Genomic DNA, 16744 nt, shown 5'->3' on the forward strand with positions numbered 1-16744 from the left:
GGGCAGCCCGGCACCGGCTCCGGTTCACCCCCGGCCCTTATCGGGCCGGAAGTGACAGCCGGCTTAGATCTTGCCGACCAGGTCCAGCGACGGAGCCAGGGTCTTGGCGCCTTCCTTCCACTTGGCCGGGCAGACCTGGCCAGGATTGTTGGCCACGAACTGTGCCGCGGTCAGCTTGCGCAGCGTCTCGGTGACGTCGCGAGCGATGGAGTTGTCGTGGATTTCCAGGGTCTTGATCACGCCTTCCGGATTGATGATGAAGGTGCCGCGCAGCGCCAGGCCTTCTTCTTCGATATGCACGCCGAACGCGCGGGTCAGCTTGTGGGTCGGGTCGCCGATCAACGGGAACTGCGCCTTGCCCACGGCCGGCGAGGTTTCGTGCCACACCTTGTGCGAGAAATGCGTGTCGGTGGTGACGATGTAGACCTCGGCGCCAGCCTTCTGGAAGGCGGCATAGTTGTCGGCGGCGTCTTCCACTTCGGTCGGGCAGTTGAAGGTGAACGCGGCCGGCATGAAGATCAGCACCGACCACTTGCCCTTCAGGCTGGCTTCGGTGACTTCGATGAAGTTGCCGTTGTGGTACGCATTCGCCTTGAACGGCTGGACCTGAGTGTTGATGAGAGACATTGAGTTTCCTCGTGCGGTGAAAAGGGGGCGGGGGATGGAACGGCGCCATGGTAGGCAGGATCGATAGATTCCTCAAATCGATTGATGGAATTGCATAGATAGTCTTAGGCTATCGACTCGTCAGATGGCATCTAGCGCAATCGCGGTGCACGCCATGGTCGATAATGGTCAGCCGATGTTGCGTGTAGGTGAACAGCCCGTATGTCCGACGATCTCGCCGCCATTCCCGCCGATCAGCTGCTTCGCCGCGCCGCCGGGCGGGTCGAGCGCGGCGATGCCGAAGCACTGCTGCTGCACGCGCTGGGCCGTGATCGTGCCTGGTTGTTCATGCACGGGCGCGATGCGGTGCCTCTATCGGTCGCGCAGGCCTTCAATGCCCTGGTGCAGCGCCGTGAGGCCGGCGAGCCGGTGGCCTATCTGACCGGCTCGCGCGGATTCTGGACGCTGGACCTGGCGGTCTCGCCGGCCACGCTGATCCCACGCGCCGATACCGAGGTGCTGGTCGAGCTCGCGCTGGAGCGCCTGGACACCGTGCCAGGCCGTCGTGTCGCCGATCTGGGGACCGGCAGCGGCGCGATCGCGCTGGCCATCGCCAGTGAACGTCCGCAGGCGCAGGTGATCGCCACCGATGCCAGCGCCGCGGCGCTGGCGATGGCCCGGCGCAATGCAGACAGCCATGGGCTGCGCAATGTCGACTGCCGGCAGGGGAGCTGGTTTGCGCCGCTGGCTGGCGAGGCTTTCGACCTGATCGCCAGCAACCCGCCGTATATCGCCGCCCACGACCCGCACCTGCAGCAGGGCGATCTGCGCTACGAACCGGCCAGTGCCCTGGCCTCGGGCAGCGACGGGCTGGACGATATTCGCCTGATCGTGGCCGATGCGCCTGCGCATCTGCTGCCCGGCGGCTGGTTGCTGCTGGAGCATGGCTGGGACCAGGGAGTGGCGGTGGCCGAACTGCTGGCCGCGCGCGGCTTCGCTGCGGTGGCCACGCATCAGGATCTGGAGCGGCGTGATCGCGTGACCTTGGGGCGCTGGTCGCCAGCTGCGGGCCAGGCCGGCTGAGCAATTGCCGCAGCGTCATTGTCGGCAGACTGGCCGCACGTTCCGGAGCGGAGCACGCGCGTTCGATCGAGCGGTTGCGCGCACCGAGTGCGCCCGCCTGCCGGCAAGCGCGGAAGGTCGATGTGCTCTTCAGCGCCTCGCCCATCACCGCGCACCGGTCTTTTCGATCACATGGCGTTGCCCGTGTGCGCCCGCAGCAGCCGATACACTAGCGGTTTCCCGCAGGACCGACGCATGCGCACGCTCTATCCCGAGATCACGCCCTACCAGCAGGGCAGCCTGAAGGTCGACGACCGCCACACGCTGTATTTCGAGCAGTGCGGCAATCCGCAGGGCAAGCCGGTGGTGATGTTGCATGGCGGCCCTGGCGGCGGATGCAACGACAAGATGCGGCGCTTCCACGACCCGGCCAAGTACCGCATCGTGTTGTTCGATCAGCGCGGTTCCGGCCGGTCCACGCCGCATGCCGATCTGGTGGACAACACCACCTGGGATCTGGTGGCCGATATCGAACGGCTGCGCACGCATCTGGGCATCGACCGCTGGCAGGTGTTCGGGGGCAGCTGGGGCTCCACGCTGGCGCTGGCCTATGCGCAGACCCACCCGCAGCAGGTCACCGAGCTGGTGCTGCGCGGCATCTTTCTGCTGCGCCGCTTCGAGCTGGAATGGTTCTACCAGGAAGGCGCCAGCCGGCTGTTCCCGGATGCCTGGGAGCACTACATCAACGCGATTGCGCAGGACGAGCGCGGCGACCTGATCGCTGCCTTCCATCGCCGCCTCACCAGCGATGACGAGGCCACGCGCCTGGCCGCGGCCAAGGCCTGGAGCGTGTGGGAAGGCGCCACCAGCTTCCTGCATGTGGACGAGGACTTCGTCACCGGGCACGAAGACGCGCACTTTGCCCTGGCCTTCGCACGCATCGAAAACCATTACTTCGTCAACGGCGGTTTCTTCGAGGTCGAAGACCAGTTGCTGCGCGACGCGCATCGCATTGCCGACATTCCCGGCGTGATCGTGCACGGCCGCTACGATGTGGTCTGCCCGCTGCAAAGCGCGTGGGACCTGCACAAGGTGTGGCCGAAGGCGCAGTTGCAGATCAGCCCGGCTTCCGGGCATTCGGCGTTCGAGCCGGAAAACGTCGATGCCTTGGTGCGTGCCACCGACGGGTTTGCGTGAGCGAATGCATGCACATCGATCAGAGTTCGCTTTGGTCGATGTGCATGATCACTCCGCGGCACGCGCTGAGGTGCGATGACATACGCATGACGTGTAGGAGCGCGCGTGCGCACACTGCGGCGTTACCGGTAACGCTCCATCGCGCGCAAGCGCTCCTACAGATTGCAGATATTCAACGTGCCTGCATGCAGGCGCCAAACGCTGCTGCTCAACGCGCCAGCAAGGCATCTGCCAACGGCGGCAGGATGCGCGCCAAGCGCGCTGCCCAGGCCTGTTGCCCGGCCGCGTCGGCAATCAGGTCCTGGCGGATTTCCAGTTCCACATGCAGCAGGCCGCGGCCCTCGCCATACACCGGGATGGCGTAATCGGTGGCATCGCTGACCGCATACGGCTGGTTGTCGCCCACCACCAGGTCGGGTTCGGCACGCAGCGCCTGCAACAGGCGATGCGCCAGCCGCGTATCGCGGTGGTAGAGCACGCCGGCATGCCAGGGCCGCGCGTTGCCGGCCATGACCGGGGTGAAGCTGTGCATCGACACCAATATTGTCGGCTGATTGCGCTGTGCACGCGCATCCAGTTCGGCGGCGATGCGTGCGTGATACGGCGCGAAGATCGCAGCGATGCGCTGCTGCCGGTCGCTGTCGGTCAGGTGCTGGTTGCCCGGAACCAGGGTGCCGTCGCTGACCGCCGGCATCAGGCTGGGTGCGTCGTGCGGGCGGTTGCAGTCGATCACCAGGCGCGAATAGGTCTGCGCGATGGCCAACGCATCCAGCGCCTCGGCCAGCCGCTGCGTGACCTGCGCAATGCCGATATCCCAGCCGATATGGCGATCCAGCTCAACCTGCGGCAGGCCCAGGTCGGCCAGCCGCGCCGGCACGCGCTGGCCGGCGTGGTCGGCGATCAACAGCCACGGCGATGCGGCCTGCGCGTTGTGCACGGTGAACGGCGCCGGATCGTCGGCGCCGAGCAAGGGTTCGATGGCTGCGTCAGCCACGCGGGGTGCCGTCCAATGCGTGATCGGCCAGATACAGGCCGGCCCACAGTTTGGGGTCCATCTGATAGCCCTCGGCCATCTTCTGCACCAGCCAGGCGCCGACCTGCGCGCGTGGAATTTCGTGCACGGTGATGTCTTCGCTAGCATCGCCGCCGCCGTCGCCGACCTTGCGCAGACCGGTGGCGCGCACGAAGGCGATCTTCTCGCTGCTGGCGCCGGCCGAAGTGGGGCCGATCATCAACACTTCGGCATGCTCGGCGGTCCAGCCGGTTTCTTCTTCCAGTTCGCGAATGGCCGACAGTTCGATCGACTCATCGGCATGCACATCGCCTACCAGTCCGGCCGGCATTTCGATGGTGCGCGCCTGCAGCGGCACGCGGAACTGTTCGACGAACAACATCGCATCGTCCGGCGTCACCGCCACGATGATCGCGGCCAGGCCGCCGGCATGCACACGCTCGGAATACTCCCAGGTGCCACGCACGACCATGCGCTGGTACTTGCCTTCGTAGACCACGGTGGGCGGGGTGTCGTGTCGGTTCATGGGCGGGGACCTTGTGCCAGGGAAACGGGAGGAAACGGTGCGGCGGCGCCGGTGCTGGCGGCCAACAGACGGCGCCGGGTGAGCGGGCCGAAGCGCAGGCTCTCGCACAACCCGGTGAGCATGTCCGCATCGGCGTGGGCACGCGTGAAGCCGGCTTCGGTCAGCGCCAGCGGCGCGTCGAGCGCGATGGTGGTGAGCTGACGCCACAGCAATGCGTGTTCGCGCTGTTCGCGCAGCCGCACCGCCATCTGCGCCGCGCCGCGCAGGCGCAGGAAGGGAATCTCGTCGATGCGCTCCAGCAGCGCATCCAGGCTGCCGAAGTGCGCCAGCAGCACCGCTGCCGATTTGGCGCCGATGCCGGTCACGCCGGGGATGTTGTCGATGGCATCGCCGCACAACGCCAGGTAGTCGGCGATCTGGTGCGCATGCACGCCATGGCGCGCCTTCACCCCGTCGATGCCCCAGCGCTGGTTGCGCGCGTAGTCCCACTGCTCGTCATGCTCGAGCAATAACTGCGACAGGTCCTTGTCGGCCGACACGATCACTCCGCGCAAGCCGTGCGCCCGCGCGCTGTGCAGCGCGCTGCCGATCAGGTCGTCGGCCTCGTAATCGCGGTGGGCCAGCACGCTCAGCCCGAGCGCTGCGCACAGCGCCTTGCAATGCGCGAACTGGCGGCGCAACGCATCCGGCGCAGGCGTGCGGTTGCCTTTGTAGGCCGGATAGATCGCATGCCGGAAGCAGCTGTCCAGGGCTTCGTCAAAGGCAATGGTGATGTGCTGCGGATCCTCGCGTTCGAGCAGGTCCAGCAGAAACCGCGCAAACCCGTGCACCGCATTGGTCGGCCAGCCCTGCGCATCCTGAAATTCGTCCGGGATGGAATGCCAGGCGCGGAACACGTACAGGCTGGCATCCACCAGATACAGCGGGGTCGGGCGCCGGATGGCCAGCGGCGCAGCGTCGAGCGGGTCGGTCGGTGTGGTCACGGGGTCCAGTCGCGCAGCAAGGCACGCGGGTCCGGGCGCTCGCGTTCGGGCACCTGCATGCGCGGCGTGCCGATGTGGATGAAGCCGGCGATGCGTTCGTTGTCTTCCAGGCCCAGGTAGCCCGTCACCGCCGGGTCGTAGGCCATCCACGCGCTCAACCACTGCGCGCCGAAGCCGTGCGCCTGCGCGGCCTGCAGCAGCGCGAAACAGACGCAGCCGGCGGTGAGCAGTTGCTCCTGCACGGGCACCTTGTGCTCGGGGCGCAGCGAGGCGATCACCACGATCACCACCGGTGCGTCGCTGAAGCGTCCACGTTCCTTGGCAAGGGTGGCCGGCGATGCCAGCGGGTCGGCGGCCAGGGTGCGCTCGGCGAGGAAATCCCCCAGCGCAGCGCGCGCGGCGCCGCTGATGCGCAGAAAACGGAACGGCACCAGCTTGCCGTGGTCGGGCACGCGCACCGCCGAGGTGAGCATGCGCAGCAAGGTGTCTTCATCCGGCCCGGGCGCGCCGAGTTGTTTGGAGGGAACCGAACGGCGCGCGTCCAGCGCCTGGAGCGAATACGGTGCGTGCATAAATCCGGGTCGGGGCAACGAGGCATTGAATTATAGACGGCCGCTTCCCAACGCTCGCCGCAGCATGGCCGGTGGGGGCCGTGGCCGCCGCGATCGACCTCATGTAATGGCACCCACCTGGATTTCATTGGCCGCGACGTTCTCGGACAAGTAGGCACGCTGTCGTGGATCAGCCCGATCTCCGGGCGCCTGATGTTCGCCAACCGGCGTGGTGGCAGCTGTGCCTCGCTTCACCGGAGGAGCTGGCGATGACGGCGTTGCTGGACGGCCTGCGCCTGCACTGCGATGCCGCTGCCGCTGCCGCTGCGGCGCGATGCAAGGCGTGGCTGATGGTCCGGAAGCGCCCGCGAAGCTGAAGGCTTAACACCCGCAGGCGCAGAATGACTGCCGGCAAGCTCCACCGCGACGTGGCGAGCTAGGATGGCCGCTTGACACGCAAACCCTGGGCGGTCACGAGTAAAGTGAGTAACATGTCACACTTAACGGATGCGCGAACCGCCTACCATGCACGGGCGGAATTTGGGGCCGCGTCTGTTTTTTCTCGTTCGAAAATTTTCACGCCTGCAGAGGCGGGGAGCCTTTGCGCATGACTTTTCAGCCCAGTCCGTCGGGACACCCGGGCCGTGACCAACGCTTGCTCGAGCAGGCCCACGACGTGTTCGTGCCGGCGCTCGCGCAGGTTTTTGCTGCTGCAGTTGCGCATTTCGACGATGTGCTGTTCGACCGTGCCGAATCCGCTGGCGCGTCGCAGTTGCTGTTTCTCGATGGCATGCGCGAATTGCGCCGCAAGCGCGAAGAGGTCGCCCGCCAGTTCCGCCAGCAGCTGGAAGACGGCTGGCAGGCGTTGGTGCTCGGCACGCCGTTGTCGGCCGAAGTGGTGCTGGCCGGCGACATGGGCAGCGGCCCGCTGAGCCTGGTGCCCGAGCACGTGCTCGAATCGCGGCTGGCTGTGCGCAATCTGGCCACGGTGCTGTTGCGCGATTTCAAACAGGTGCTGGCACGGGTGGACCGCCGCCTGGGCTGGATCGCCGGCGGGCTGGAGCTGATGGCCGACACCAACCCGATTGGCCCCGAACATCTGGGTGTGGCGATCCACGAAGCCTTCGCCACTTGCGATCTGGCGCCGGAAGTGCGACTGGTGCTGATCAAGCTGTGCGAGCGCGATCTGGCCGAGCCGATCGGCAAGTTGTACGCACGCCTGGACGAAACCCTGGCCAAGGCCGGGGTGATGCCGGAAATTTCACAGGCCAAGCGCGCGCCGCCGCGCATGCAGCCGCGTGGCGAAACGCCGGAAGAGCGCGCCCAGGTCGAGGCGCAGGGCGGTCACGCCGAGGTAGGTGGCGACGATCAGGGTGATCAGTACGCACCGGCCTGGGCCAACCGTTTCCTTGACCGTTGGGCGCATAGCCGCGGCCGCATGCAGGCTGCGACGCAGCGCGGGCATGCCGATGGTGGCGGGGCTGGCGGCATGGACGGTGAGGCCGACCATCCCGGCGGTAGCCAGGGCATGCTGCTCGAGGCGCTGCACGAGTTGCTGCAACAGACCCGCAGCGTGCGCGACACCGCCGCTTCTGCCGCCACCGTCGCGGTGGGGCAGCAACGCCCGTTGAGCCAGCGCGAAATGATGTCGGTGCTGTCGCTGTTGCAGGCCACACCCAGCGCGACGCTGCAGGCGGCCATCGGCGACGACACCGAATCGCTTGCGCAGCGATTGAAGAACGAGGTGCTTTCCAGCGCCACGCGGCTGGGCGTGGACCCGGCCACTGCAAAGCTCGACCCGATGGACGAAGACGCCATCGACCTGGTCGGCATGCTGTTCGACGTGATGCTGGACGAGCGCGATCTGGAAAATCGCTCGCGCGAAATGATCGGCCGCCTGGTGGTGCCGTTCGTCAAGGTCGCGCTGCTGGACCGCAAGATGTTCGTGCAGAAGACCCACCCCGCGCGGCGCCTGCTCAACTCGCTGGCCGAGGCCTGCGAAGGCAACAACGGCGACAGCGCTGCCGAGCGCGTGCTGATGGGCAAGGTCGAAGAGATCGTCGACCGCCTGGTGGCCGAATTCAACGAGAACCTGGCGATCTTTCTCACCCTGGAGGAAGAATTCCGCGACTTCCTGTCGCAGCACCGGCGCCGGGTGGAAATTGCCGAGCGTCGTGCTACCGAGACCCAGCGCGGGCAGGAAAAGCTCGAACTGGCACGCAGCCGCGCGCTGTCGGAACTGGAGCAGCGTGCCCCCGAAGACGCGGGCCTGCCCAAGGCAGTGGACGACTTCCTGCGCCAGCCATGGCTGCATCACCTGACCATGGCGATCCTGCGCGACGGCGAGGAAGGTCCCGGCACCATCGAGGCCCTGGCGCTGGCCGACGGCGTGCTGGAAGAACTGGCCGAAGCGCGCCGCCATATCGTCGGCAAGCCATGGCTGCAGGTGTGGCAGCCGGCGCTGCACCGCGTGTTCGCCAGCGTAGGCCTGCACGGGGATGCGGTGGTGGTGGCGATCACCGCCTTGCACGACACCCTGCAGGCGATCGCCGAAGCGCGCCCGGAACTGGAAAAAGCCCTGCCGGAACTGCCGCAGGTCAATCTGCCGCCACCGGCTGCCGAAAGCGTCAGCGTGGTGCTGGGTGCCGAAGCGGTCGCGCAGAGCATCGACAGTGCCGACGCCGAACGTTTCCGCGCGATGGATATCGGCACGTGGCTGGATTTTGTCGACAAGGACGGCAAGGTGCAGGCCGGCAAGCTGTCGTGGGTGAGCCCGATTTCGCAGCGCCTGCTGTTCGTCAATCGACGTGGCGTGCGTTTCTGCGTCGCCTCGCCGGAAGAACTGGCGGTAATGGTGCGCCTGGGCCGCCTGCGCGAGCACATCAACGATGGCGCTTTCGACAGCGCCATGCAGGGTGTGATCGATCGTCTGGATCCGTTGCAGAACAACAGCACGGTGCACTGAGCGGTCCACGCGCATGGGTAGCCGCTGCGGCTTCCCGTAGACATGTGGCACGCGCGCGCTGCACTGGCGTCGTTGCCGGTACCGCCGGCAGTGGCGCCGCGCTCTGCTAGCATCGCCGCGACTGGGCGCAAGACCGGAGCAACGCATGGCTGTGCAGGTGCTGGTGCTGAAAGAACGGGCCGCTGGCGAACGCCGCGTGGCCGCGACGCCGGAAACGGTCAAGAAACTGGTCGCGCTCGGTGCCGGCGTGTGGATCGAGCCGGGGGCCGGCCGGGCCAGTAGCATGGACGATGCCGCGTATCTGCAGGCCGGTGCGCAGCTTGCCGGCGCCGACGCCGTGGCACAGGCCGAGATGGTGCTGTGCGTGCAGGCGCCCTCTACCGGGACCTTGCTCGGCTGCAAACCGCACACGGTGGTGATCGGCATGCTGGCGCCGGACACGGATCCGGCGCGCGCGCAGGCATTTGCCGCGCGGCAATTGATCGCGTTTGCCCTGGAGCGCCTGCCGCGCACCACGCGCGCGCAATCGATGGATGTGTTGAGCTCGCAGGCCGGCATGGCCGGCTACAAGGCGGTGCTGATTGCCGCGCAACTGGCGCCGCGCTTTTTTCCGATGCTGACCACCGCGGCCGGCACCATGCGCCCGTGCAAGGTGTTGGTGATCGGTGCGGGCGTGGCCGGCCTGCAGGCGATCGCAACGGCCAAACGGCTGGGCGCGCAGGTGGAAGGCTTCGATGTGCGGCCGGAAACGCGTGAGCAGATCGCCTCGCTGGGTGCGCGATTTCTGGACCTGGGCGTGAGCGCTGCCGGCGAAGGCGGCTACGCGCGCCAGCTCAGCGACGACGAACGCGCCGAACAGCAGCGCCGTTTGGCCGAACATCTCACAGGTGTGGATGTGGTGGTGTGCACCGCAGCGGTTCCGGGCCGGCCGGCGCCGAAGATCGTGACCACCGAGATGGCGCGTGGCATGCGCGCCGGCAGCGTGATCGTAGATCTGGCGGCGGAAACCGGCGGCAATTGCGCGGCCACCCGCCCGGGCGAAACGTATGACCTCGACGGCGTGGTCATCGCTGGCCCGCTCAATCTGGCCAGCCAGGGCGCAGTGCAAGCCAGCGAGATGTTCGCGCGCAACGTGTACGCCTTCGCCGCCTTGTTGATCAAGGACGGTGCGTTGACGCTCGACTGGGACGATGAGTTGCTGGCGAAGACGCGTTGGTCGGCGCCGGCGCCGACCAACGCGTAGGCATCGCAGAAAGTTCGGTGCGTGCAATGCGGCAAGGGCAGCACGCTGCGCATCGCGAGCCGTCGTCGGTCCGGCGCTGAAGAGCGCTCTTTGGGGCAGGTTGAGGTTTGGCGCGGTCAGGGATTTCGTGGTTGTCCTTGCGACCAGCGACGCCACCGATGCCAGCACGGGTGCTGGCATGCATCTGGTTGCCGCGACGTCATGCAGCTGCGTGCGCTACACACACTTACGCGGCCGCGCGCGCGGGGTGCGCAGGGTGCGCGTCGCTGCAGCGACTGGCCCTGGCATGCTGCAAGATGCCAAGCGCGACGGCTGGATCATATCCAGCGCCCATCGCAACCCTGCGCGGCGCCTGAGCAAACGCAATCCGCTGCTGCGACCGCTGCGCAGTGCTGGGAAACGTCAGTCCTCGACCGGCGGATGCTCGCGCAACCAAGCGCTGCGCTCGGCCGGGCTCATCTTCTGCCAGCGTTGCTGCAGTTCGTTGCGCTGTTGCGGGTTGAGCGTGCGCATGCGGTCGAACAAGGCCTTGGCCTCGCGGCGTTGCTCCGGACTCATGTTGCGGAAGCGGTCCATGCCGGCCTTGGCCTGCTTGCGCTGCTCGGGCGTCATGTCCAGCCAGCGGCGGGCGTGCCGGTACATCCTGGGACGTTCTTCGGGCACGTCGTTCCAGCGCTCGCGCAGCGCATCGATCATGACCTGGCGCTGCTGCTTGGTCAGTTGGTCCCACTCGGGCATGGGCGTCTCGTCACGCGGACCTTGGCCGCGTGGGCCAGGCGCGTCCATGGGCGGACCCGGGGGAGGAGGTCCGGGTGGGCCGTCCTGAGCCAGCGTGGAGGCGCATGGCCCGGTGCACAGCAACAGGGTCAACAGCAGGCGGGTGGTGTGGGTCATCGTGCTTATTCCATGGCCAGGGCGGTGTCGGAGCCGAGCCAGACATACAGGTCCGGGTTCTGGGCCAGCAGGTCGTCTGTCTCGGTGGTGGCGCTGGTGCTGGCAACCGGCGAGGTCGGCGCGGTGCCAGAGGAGACGCTTTGGCTCGGATGCAGCTGCAGGCCGATGCCGATCGCCAGCAGGCCCGAGCACGCGGTGGCCAGCAACCAGTAGCCACGTCGGCTGCGCGTCGGGGCCGCGGCGTGGCGGGCCTGGCGCAGGCGCGCCAGGGTTTGCGGCGGTAGGCTGGTCAGCGCGGTGGCGTGCAGCTGGCGCAGCTGCGCATCCAGCCGGGCGGGGTCGTGGGAGCGGTTCACAGGAAATCCTCGAACTGTTTTTGCAACGCGTCGCGCGCGCGCGACAGGTGGGTTTTGACCGAGCCTTCGGAGCAGCCCATCGCCTTGGCAGTGGTGGCCACGTCCAGGTCTTCGAGCACGCGCAGCGTGAAGGCTTCGCGCTGGCGCGCCGGCAGTGTGCGCAATGCATCGACCAGCCGTTGGTAGGCCTGTTGATGCTGTTGTTCGTCGACCGGTCCGGTGCCGGGGTCGGCCCAGTCGATCGGACCTTCGTCGTCGGCGCGCTCGGCCGGTGCCCAGAACTTCAGGCGAAAGCTGCGTCGCCGCTGCAGGTCGATGATGCGGCTGCGCAGGATGCTCCAGAACAGCGGCGTCCATTCCTCCGCTGGCCGCTCTCGATAGCCCAGCAGCTTCACCATGGCGTCCTGCACGGCGTCCAGCGCATCTTCGCGGTGCCGCAAGCCGGCCTCGGCAAAACGGAAGGCACGCGGCCCGATGCCGGCCAGAAATGCATCCAGCGACACCGGTGTGGTGGCGGCCGGTGCGGTAGCTTGCGGATCGAAAGGAGTTCCCACCAGCACAGCGTAGCTTCCGCGGAGACGATACGACGTCAACGGGCGAGCGCGGATTCGGTTGACAGGCGCCCGCACGGGCGTGGCGTGGGTATGATCGGCGGGCCGCACCGGCCAGTGGAGCCAGAGACGATGAGCGACGGATTCGTAGCGCTGTACATCTTCATGCTGGCGGCCATCGCCGGCCATGTGATCATCTCGCGGGTGCCGGTGATCCTGCATACGCCGCTGATGTCCGGTTCCAACTTCATCCACGGCATCGTGTTGATCGGGGCGATGGTGGTGCTGGGGCATGCCGACACCACACTGGAAAAAGCGCTGGGATTTGTCGCGGTGGCGCTGGGCGCGGGCAACGCAGCGGGCGGTTATGTGGTGACCGAGCGAATGCTGGAGATGTTCAAGTCCAGCAAGAAGCCGTCGGGCGGGGATGCGCCATGAACGTGTCTATTGCCCAATTGCTGTCGTGGCTGGTGAAGTCGAGCTATCTGGTGGCAGCGACCTTGTTCCTGCTCGGCCTGCAGCGCATGGCGTCTCCATTGAGCGCGCGCAGCGGCATCCGCTGGGCCGGGCTGGGCATGTTGATCGCCACCGTGGCCACGTTCTTCCTGCCCGAGCTGCACAACGTGCCGCTGATCCTGGCGGCATTGGCGATCGGCACCGGCGTGGCGTGGGGGTCGGCCAGGAAGGTCGCCATCACCGACATGCCGCAGATGGTGGCGCTGTACAACGGCATGGGCGGCGGCTCGGCGGCGGCGATCGGTGCAGTGGAGCTGCTGCGGTTTTCGTTCTTCGCCAATCGCGACACGGCGCACTGGAGCGCGCAGGCGATTGCGCAGCTGGCGGCGCGGCAGCCGGACACCACCACGGTGGTGCTGGCGGTGATCGGTTCGGCGATCGGGGCGGTGTCGCTGTCGGGGTCGGTCATCGCGTGGGCCAAGCTCGACGGCCGGCTGGACCGGCGGGTGACCTTCCCCGGTCAACAGGTGTTCAATCTGGTGGTGGCCGTGGCGGTGCTGGCCCTGGCCGTCTGGGCGGCGAGCAGTCTGCAGCCGTTGGCGATCATTGCGTTCTTCGTGGTGGCGTTGGCCTTGGGCGTGCTGATGACGCTACCGATCGGCGGTGCCGACATGCCGGTGGTGATTTCGCTCTACAACGCGTTTACCGGGCTGGCGGTGGCGTTCGAGGGCTATGTGCTCGGCAATGAGGCATTGATCATCGCCGGCATGATGGTCGGCGCCGCCGGCATCTTGCTGACGCGGTTGATGGCCAAGGCGATGAATCGGCCGATCGGCGGCGTGCTGTTTTCCAACTTCGGCGGTGGCGGGCAGGCGCAGGAAATCAGCGGTGTGCAGAAGCCGATCGAGGCCGGCGATGTGGCGGCGATGATGGCCTTTGCCGAGCGGGTGGTGATCGTGCCCGGCTATGGCATGGCAGTGGCGCAGGCACAGCACAAGATCTGGGAGCTGGCGCAGCGCTTGATGGCGCGCGGGGTCAAGGTGAAGTTTGCGATCCATCCGGTCGCCGGGCGCATGCCCGGGCACATGAACGTGCTGCTGGCCGAGGCAGGTGTGTCCTACGATCTGATCGCCGACATGGACGACATCAATCCGGAATTTGCCAGCACCGACGTGTCGTTGGTGATCGGTGCCAACGACGTGGTCAATCCGGTTGCCAAAACCGATCCGGCCAGCCCGATCTACGGCATGCCGATTCTGGACGTGGTCAATTCGCGCAACACGGTGGTGATCAAGCGCGGCAAGGGGACGGGCTTTGCAGGCATCGAGAATGCGCTGTTCTACGCCGACAACACGCGCATGTTGTACGGCGATGGAGCAGAAGCCGCTGGTGCGCTGGTGAGTGAATTGAAAGCGCTGGATGGCGGCGGGCATTGAGTGCTGGTGTGTCGTCAGGCGCGCTCGGATGCTTGAGGCAACGCACGGTCGGTCGTGTCTTGTTGCGTTACAGGTGACGCTTACACGCGCGGATCAACGCCAGGGTTAGTCGAAGGCGCGGCGCCCTCACCGCTTGCGGGACACACCGTCAATCCGTGCCTGGAGGCTCGATGGCGGCATCGATGCCGCCAACGGTCCCGCAATCGGCCAGGGCACCGCGCCAGACAGTTTGCTGATTGCCTCGTTCAAGAACAAAGGCACCGGGTTGGACAGTTTGCGAGCTGCTCTTTTGAACGCTACGCACCCCGACCAACGTGACTGGTCCTTGCCCGCCCACCGTCGCGGGACCCTTGGCGGCATGGATGCCGCCAAGGAGCTTACAAGGACGTACTTGCAGCGTGTCTCGCGATGGCGGGCGGGCACGGGTCCTGCGGCAAACGCGCAGCGCTTCCCATGCATCTCTGATGGGAGCGATGGCGCTTGACGAGCACCGGCGCTCGAATCTGTGCAGCTGACGCATCAGCTTCGACGACGTGCGACGTTGGCTACTGAAACAATCGCGCCTGGCTCAACGCGCCGCCCACCACGCCACCAACAGTGCGGCGGCGTAGCACAGCAAGTCGAAGCCGTTGTTGGCCAGTTGCAGCAGCGTCCAGGCCAGGCCGGTGCCCATCTTCTGTGCCGAGGTCCACGGGTCCAGGCCCAGCGGTCCGCCCAGTTGCGCCGAGGCGATGCCCCAGTTGGCGCCCGCGATGATCAGCGCCGTCGCCACCATGGCCACGCCGATGCGCAGGCGGCCTGCATGTAGGGTGCCCAGGCGCAGCATCCAGACGATCTCCAGTGCTGCGACCACGGCCATCCAGCCGGCCTGGTTGCCCAGGGCCAGGGCGATGAGCAGCCAGGCGATGAGGGCGGTGACGCATCCCAGCAACAGGAGCGGGGGCCAGAGCCAGTGGGCCGTTCTGGCGGACGCGGTGGTGGGCGGCATTGGAGCTCCTGACAGTGCGCACATGATAGAGCGCGCGCCGGCCTTTGCGACGCACGCCACGCCACGACAGTGCGGCTGATGGAATGCAGCGTCGTTCCCGGCTGGCGCGGTGGCCGGCGGCGGTGGCGTCGTGGTCGGCTAGAATGGCCGACTTGCGCGCGACCTGCGCGGCCCCATATCCAGCCCATGTATTCCCGTAGCAGCGAACCCGTCCAGTTCGAACGCGATTGCGATGCCGTCATGGTGCCGCAGGGCGATTCGGTGACCCTGCCCGCAGGCAGTTACGGCTATATCACCCAGGCGCTGGGTGGCAGCTATACCGTCTTTGTCGAAGGCAATCTGTTCCGCATTGCCGGCAAGGACGGCGATGCGATCGGCAAGGAGCCGCCGCCGGGGCTGGAACTGCCCGCCAATGCCAGCGACGAAGAGGTGGAAGCGCTGGTGTGGCAGCAGCTGCGCACCTGTTTCGACCCGGAAATTCCCTTCAATATCGTCGATCTGGGCCTGGTCTACGAGGCGGTGGTCAGCCATCGCGAGGAAGACGACCAGCGCCGGGTCGACGTCAAGATGACCCTGACCGCGCCCGGTTGCGGGATGGGCGAAATCCTGGTCGACGATGTGCGCAGCAAGGTCGAGATGATCCCGACCATCGCCGAGGCCGACGTCGAGCTGGTGTTCGACCCGCCGTGGGGCCGGCATATGATGTCCGAAGCGGCCCGTCTCGAGACCGGCATGCTCTGATCGTCACGCGCCATGTCCACGATGTGGCGCTGCGTCCTTTCGCCCGCCATACAGGAATCTCCCGGTGTCCGTGTCCTTCGCTTCCACCCGTTCTCCGTCGCCGCGCAGCGCCGACGAATTGTCCGTGATCCTGGCCGCACCCGGTTTCGGGCTGCATTTCACCGACCACATGGTCGCCATCTCCTGGAACAACGAGCAGGGCTGGCACGACGCGCAAGTGCGCGCGTACGGCCCGCTGCAGCTGGATCCGGCAGCGTCGGTGCTGCATTACGGCCAGGAGATCTTCGAAGGCATCAAGGCCTACCGGCACGCCGACGGCTCGATCTGGACCTTCCGTCCGCAGGCCAATGGCGAGCGCCTGCAGCGGTCGGCGCGCCGTCTGGCGCTGCCGGAATTGCCGGTGGACCTGTTCGTCGAATCGTTGCGCCAGCTGGTCGCCGTGGATAGCGGTTGGGTGCCGTCGGCGCCGGAGACCAGCCTGTATTTCCGCCCGTTCATGATTGCCGATGAGGCCTTTCTGGGCGTGCGTGCGGCGCACAAGGCGTCGTATTACGTGATCGCCAGCCCCGCCGGCCCGTATTTCGCCAAGGGCGTGGCACCGGTATCGATCTGGTTGTCCACCGAGTACGCACGTGCGGCCAAGGGCGGCACCGGTGCGGCCAAGTGCGGCGGCAACTACGCCGCCTCGCTGTTGCCGCAGCAGAAGGCCTATGCCCAGGGCTGCTCGCAGGTGTTGTTCCTGGACCCGGTGGAAGGCAAGTACATCGAAGAACTCGGTGGCATGAACGTGTTCCTGGTCTACAAGGACGGCACGTTGGTGACCCCGGAACTGTCCGGCAGCATCCTGGAAGGCATCACCCGCGACAGCATCCTGCAACTGGCCCGCGACCGTGGCATGCAGGTGATCGAGCGCAAGGTCGCCATCGACGAATGGAAGCAGGGCGTGGCCTCGGGCGAGATCACCGAGGTGTTTGCCTGCGGTACCGCGGCGGTGGTGACCCCCATCGGCGAGCTGAAGGGCGAGGGGTTCGCGGTGGGCGATCTGTCCGCGCCGGCGGGCGAGGTGACCATGTCGCTGCGCCAGGAACTGACCGATATCCAGTACGGCCGCGTGCCGGACCGCCACGGGTGGTTGGTGCGTTTGTCGTAAGCAGACATATTCGTCAAACAAGGGCCT

17 protein-coding genes and 1 pseudogene are annotated in these 16744 nt (G+C 66.7%); 9 read left to right on the top strand and 9 right to left on the bottom strand.

All coding sequences use genetic code 11. The features are described 5' to 3' along the window. Positions 1-63: 63 nt before the first annotated feature. The gene (ahpC, locus tag ACDH77_RS04370) at positions 64-627 is read right to left on the bottom strand and encodes an alkyl hydroperoxide reductase subunit C (protein WP_003488826.1); all 564 of its coding nucleotides are present in this window, start codon (positions 625-627) and stop codon (positions 64-66) included. 201 nt (positions 628-828) lie between these two features. On the opposite strand from ahpC, the gene prmC reads away from it, so the two are divergent. After that, positions 829-1689, top strand: a complete 861-nt coding sequence (gene prmC, locus ACDH77_RS04375; protein WP_109291194.1) for a peptide chain release factor N(5)-glutamine methyltransferase — start codon at positions 829-831, stop codon at positions 1687-1689. Between the two features lie 234 nt (positions 1690-1923). Beyond that, the gene (gene pip, locus ACDH77_RS04380; RefSeq protein WP_014089460.1) at positions 1924-2865 is read left to right on the top strand and encodes a prolyl aminopeptidase; all 942 of its coding nucleotides are present in this window, start codon (positions 1924-1926) and stop codon (positions 2863-2865) included. A gap of 208 nt (positions 2866-3073) precedes the next feature. Here the strand turns inward: pip and ACDH77_RS04385 are convergent, their stop codons facing one another. The 4 genes from ACDH77_RS04385 to ACDH77_RS04400 are packed head-to-tail and all read right to left on the bottom strand — an operon-like array spanning position 3074 to position 5958. Further along, the gene (locus ACDH77_RS04385; protein ID WP_011346508.1) at positions 3074-3859 is read right to left on the bottom strand and encodes an N-formylglutamate amidohydrolase; all 786 of its coding nucleotides are present in this window, start codon (positions 3857-3859) and stop codon (positions 3074-3076) included. Continuing rightward, positions 3852-4403: an NUDIX hydrolase gene (locus ACDH77_RS04390; RefSeq protein WP_029818743.1), complete on the bottom strand. Its 552-nt coding sequence runs from the start codon at positions 4401-4403 to the stop codon at positions 3852-3854. Before ACDH77_RS04390 ends, ACDH77_RS04385 begins: the two co-directional genes overlap by 8 nt. After that, positions 4400-5386: a 5'-3' exonuclease H3TH domain-containing protein gene (locus ACDH77_RS04395; protein WP_008578126.1), complete on the bottom strand. Its 987-nt coding sequence runs from the start codon at positions 5384-5386 to the stop codon at positions 4400-4402. The genes ACDH77_RS04390 and ACDH77_RS04395 overlap by 4 nt, the downstream gene beginning before the upstream one ends. Beyond that, entirely contained in the window at positions 5383-5958 is a 576-nt protein-coding gene (locus tag ACDH77_RS04400) for a nitroreductase (protein ID WP_008578127.1), read from the bottom strand. Before ACDH77_RS04400 ends, ACDH77_RS04395 begins: the two co-directional genes overlap by 4 nt. 108 nt (positions 5959-6066) lie before the next feature. On the opposite strand from ACDH77_RS04400, the pseudogene ACDH77_RS04405 reads away from it, so the two are divergent. From ACDH77_RS04405 to ACDH77_RS04415, 3 genes and pseudogenes are all read left to right on the top strand, one after another. Continuing rightward, positions 6067-6322: pseudogene (locus ACDH77_RS04405) on the top strand (DUF1631 domain-containing protein); the annotation flags it as partial. Positions 6323-6544: 222 nt separating this feature from the next. Then, positions 6545-8902 carry a DUF1631 domain-containing protein gene (locus ACDH77_RS04410; protein WP_011346511.1) on the top strand — a complete coding sequence of 786 codons (2358 nt, stop codon included), beginning with the start codon at positions 6545-6547 and terminating at the stop codon, positions 8900-8902. Between the two features lie 145 nt (positions 8903-9047). Further along, positions 9048-10145, top strand: coding sequence for an NAD(P) transhydrogenase subunit alpha (locus ACDH77_RS04415; RefSeq protein WP_031421230.1), 1098 nt, complete (start codon positions 9048-9050; stop codon positions 10143-10145). A 402-nt stretch (positions 10146-10547) separates the two neighbouring features. Here the strand turns inward: ACDH77_RS04415 and ACDH77_RS04420 are convergent, their stop codons facing one another. The 3 genes from ACDH77_RS04420 to ACDH77_RS04430 are packed head-to-tail and all read right to left on the bottom strand — an operon-like array spanning position 10548 to position 11955. Beyond that, on the bottom strand, positions 10548-11039 hold the full coding sequence (locus tag ACDH77_RS04420; RefSeq protein ID WP_011346513.1) for a DUF3106 domain-containing protein: 492 nt from the start codon (positions 11037-11039) through the stop codon (positions 10548-10550). A 5-nt stretch (positions 11040-11044) separates the two neighbouring features. Beyond that, a complete protein-coding gene (locus tag ACDH77_RS04425) occupies positions 11045-11395 on the bottom strand; it encodes a hypothetical protein (protein ID WP_008578132.1) in 351 nt (116 codons plus the stop codon). After that, positions 11392-11955 (bottom strand): RNA polymerase sigma factor, encoded by a 564-nt coding sequence (locus tag ACDH77_RS04430; RefSeq protein WP_008578133.1) that lies wholly within the window; start codon positions 11953-11955, stop codon positions 11392-11394. Before ACDH77_RS04430 ends, ACDH77_RS04425 begins: the two co-directional genes overlap by 4 nt. A 123-nt stretch (positions 11956-12078) precedes the next feature. Here ACDH77_RS04430 and ACDH77_RS04435 point away from each other — a divergent pair, with 123 nt between their 5' ends. After that, the gene (locus ACDH77_RS04435; protein ID WP_372353748.1) at positions 12079-12384 is read left to right on the top strand and encodes an NAD(P) transhydrogenase subunit alpha; all 306 of its coding nucleotides are present in this window, start codon (positions 12079-12081) and stop codon (positions 12382-12384) included. Next, positions 12381-13838 (top strand): NAD(P)(+) transhydrogenase (Re/Si-specific) subunit beta, encoded by a 1458-nt coding sequence (locus ACDH77_RS04440; protein WP_218488781.1) that lies wholly within the window; start codon positions 12381-12383, stop codon positions 13836-13838. The genes ACDH77_RS04435 and ACDH77_RS04440 overlap by 4 nt, the downstream gene beginning before the upstream one ends. A 568-nt stretch (positions 13839-14406) precedes the next feature. Here ACDH77_RS04440 and ACDH77_RS04445 read toward each other — a convergent pair. Continuing rightward, positions 14407-14826 (bottom strand): hypothetical protein, encoded by a 420-nt coding sequence (locus ACDH77_RS04445; RefSeq protein ID WP_014089469.1) that lies wholly within the window; start codon positions 14824-14826, stop codon positions 14407-14409. Between the two features lie 186 nt (positions 14827-15012). Here ACDH77_RS04445 and sufT point away from each other — a divergent pair, with 186 nt between their 5' ends. Together sufT and ACDH77_RS04455 are read left to right on the top strand one after the other, a co-directional pair. Further along, positions 15013-15567 carry a putative Fe-S cluster assembly protein SufT gene (gene sufT, locus ACDH77_RS04450; protein ID WP_003488784.1) on the top strand — a complete coding sequence of 185 codons (555 nt, stop codon included), beginning with the start codon at positions 15013-15015 and terminating at the stop codon, positions 15565-15567. A 64-nt stretch (positions 15568-15631) separates the two neighbouring features. Then, positions 15632-16717, top strand: a complete 1086-nt coding sequence (locus ACDH77_RS04455) for a branched-chain amino acid aminotransferase (protein WP_008578139.1) — start codon at positions 15632-15634, stop codon at positions 16715-16717. Positions 16718-16744: the final 27 nt, after the last annotated feature.

Source organism: Xanthomonas axonopodis pv. maculifoliigardeniae, from assembly GCF_041519315.1.
GTDB lineage: Bacteria > Pseudomonadota > Gammaproteobacteria > Xanthomonadales > Xanthomonadaceae > Xanthomonas > Xanthomonas euvesicatoria.

What these genes read in the sequence shown, in the direction of transcription:
- ACDH77_RS04435 (WP_372353748.1), top strand. Translation starts at nt 12,079, where the DNA reads ATGAGCGACGGATTCGTAGCGCTGTACATCTTCATGCTGGCGGCCATC.
- ACDH77_RS04440 (WP_218488781.1), top strand. Translation starts at nt 12,381, where the DNA reads ATGAACGTGTCTATTGCCCAATTGCTGTCGTGGCTGGTGAAGTCGAGC.
- ACDH77_RS04410 (WP_011346511.1), top strand. Translation starts at nt 6,545, where the DNA reads ATGACTTTTCAGCCCAGTCCGTCGGGACACCCGGGCCGTGACCAACGC.
- prmC (WP_109291194.1), top strand. Translation starts at nt 829, where the DNA reads ATGTCCGACGATCTCGCCGCCATTCCCGCCGATCAGCTGCTTCGCCGC.
- ACDH77_RS04400 (WP_008578127.1), bottom strand. Translation starts at nt 5,958, where the DNA reads ATGCACGCACCGTATTCGCTCCAGGCGCTGGACGCGCGCCGTTCGGTT.
- sufT (WP_003488784.1), top strand. Translation starts at nt 15,013, where the DNA reads ATGTATTCCCGTAGCAGCGAACCCGTCCAGTTCGAACGCGATTGCGAT.
- ACDH77_RS04420 (WP_011346513.1), bottom strand. Translation starts at nt 11,039, where the DNA reads ATGACCCACACCACCCGCCTGCTGTTGACCCTGTTGCTGTGCACCGGG.
- pip (WP_014089460.1), top strand. Translation starts at nt 1,924, where the DNA reads ATGCGCACGCTCTATCCCGAGATCACGCCCTACCAGCAGGGCAGCCTG.
- ACDH77_RS04415 (WP_031421230.1), top strand. Translation starts at nt 9,048, where the DNA reads ATGGCTGTGCAGGTGCTGGTGCTGAAAGAACGGGCCGCTGGCGAACGC.
- ahpC (WP_003488826.1), bottom strand. Translation starts at nt 627, where the DNA reads ATGTCTCTCATCAACACTCAGGTCCAGCCGTTCAAGGCGAATGCGTAC.
- ACDH77_RS04390 (WP_029818743.1), bottom strand. Translation starts at nt 4,403, where the DNA reads ATGAACCGACACGACACCCCGCCCACCGTGGTCTACGAAGGCAAGTAC.
- ACDH77_RS04445 (WP_014089469.1), bottom strand. Translation starts at nt 14,826, where the DNA reads ATGCCGCCCACCACCGCGTCCGCCAGAACGGCCCACTGGCTCTGGCCC.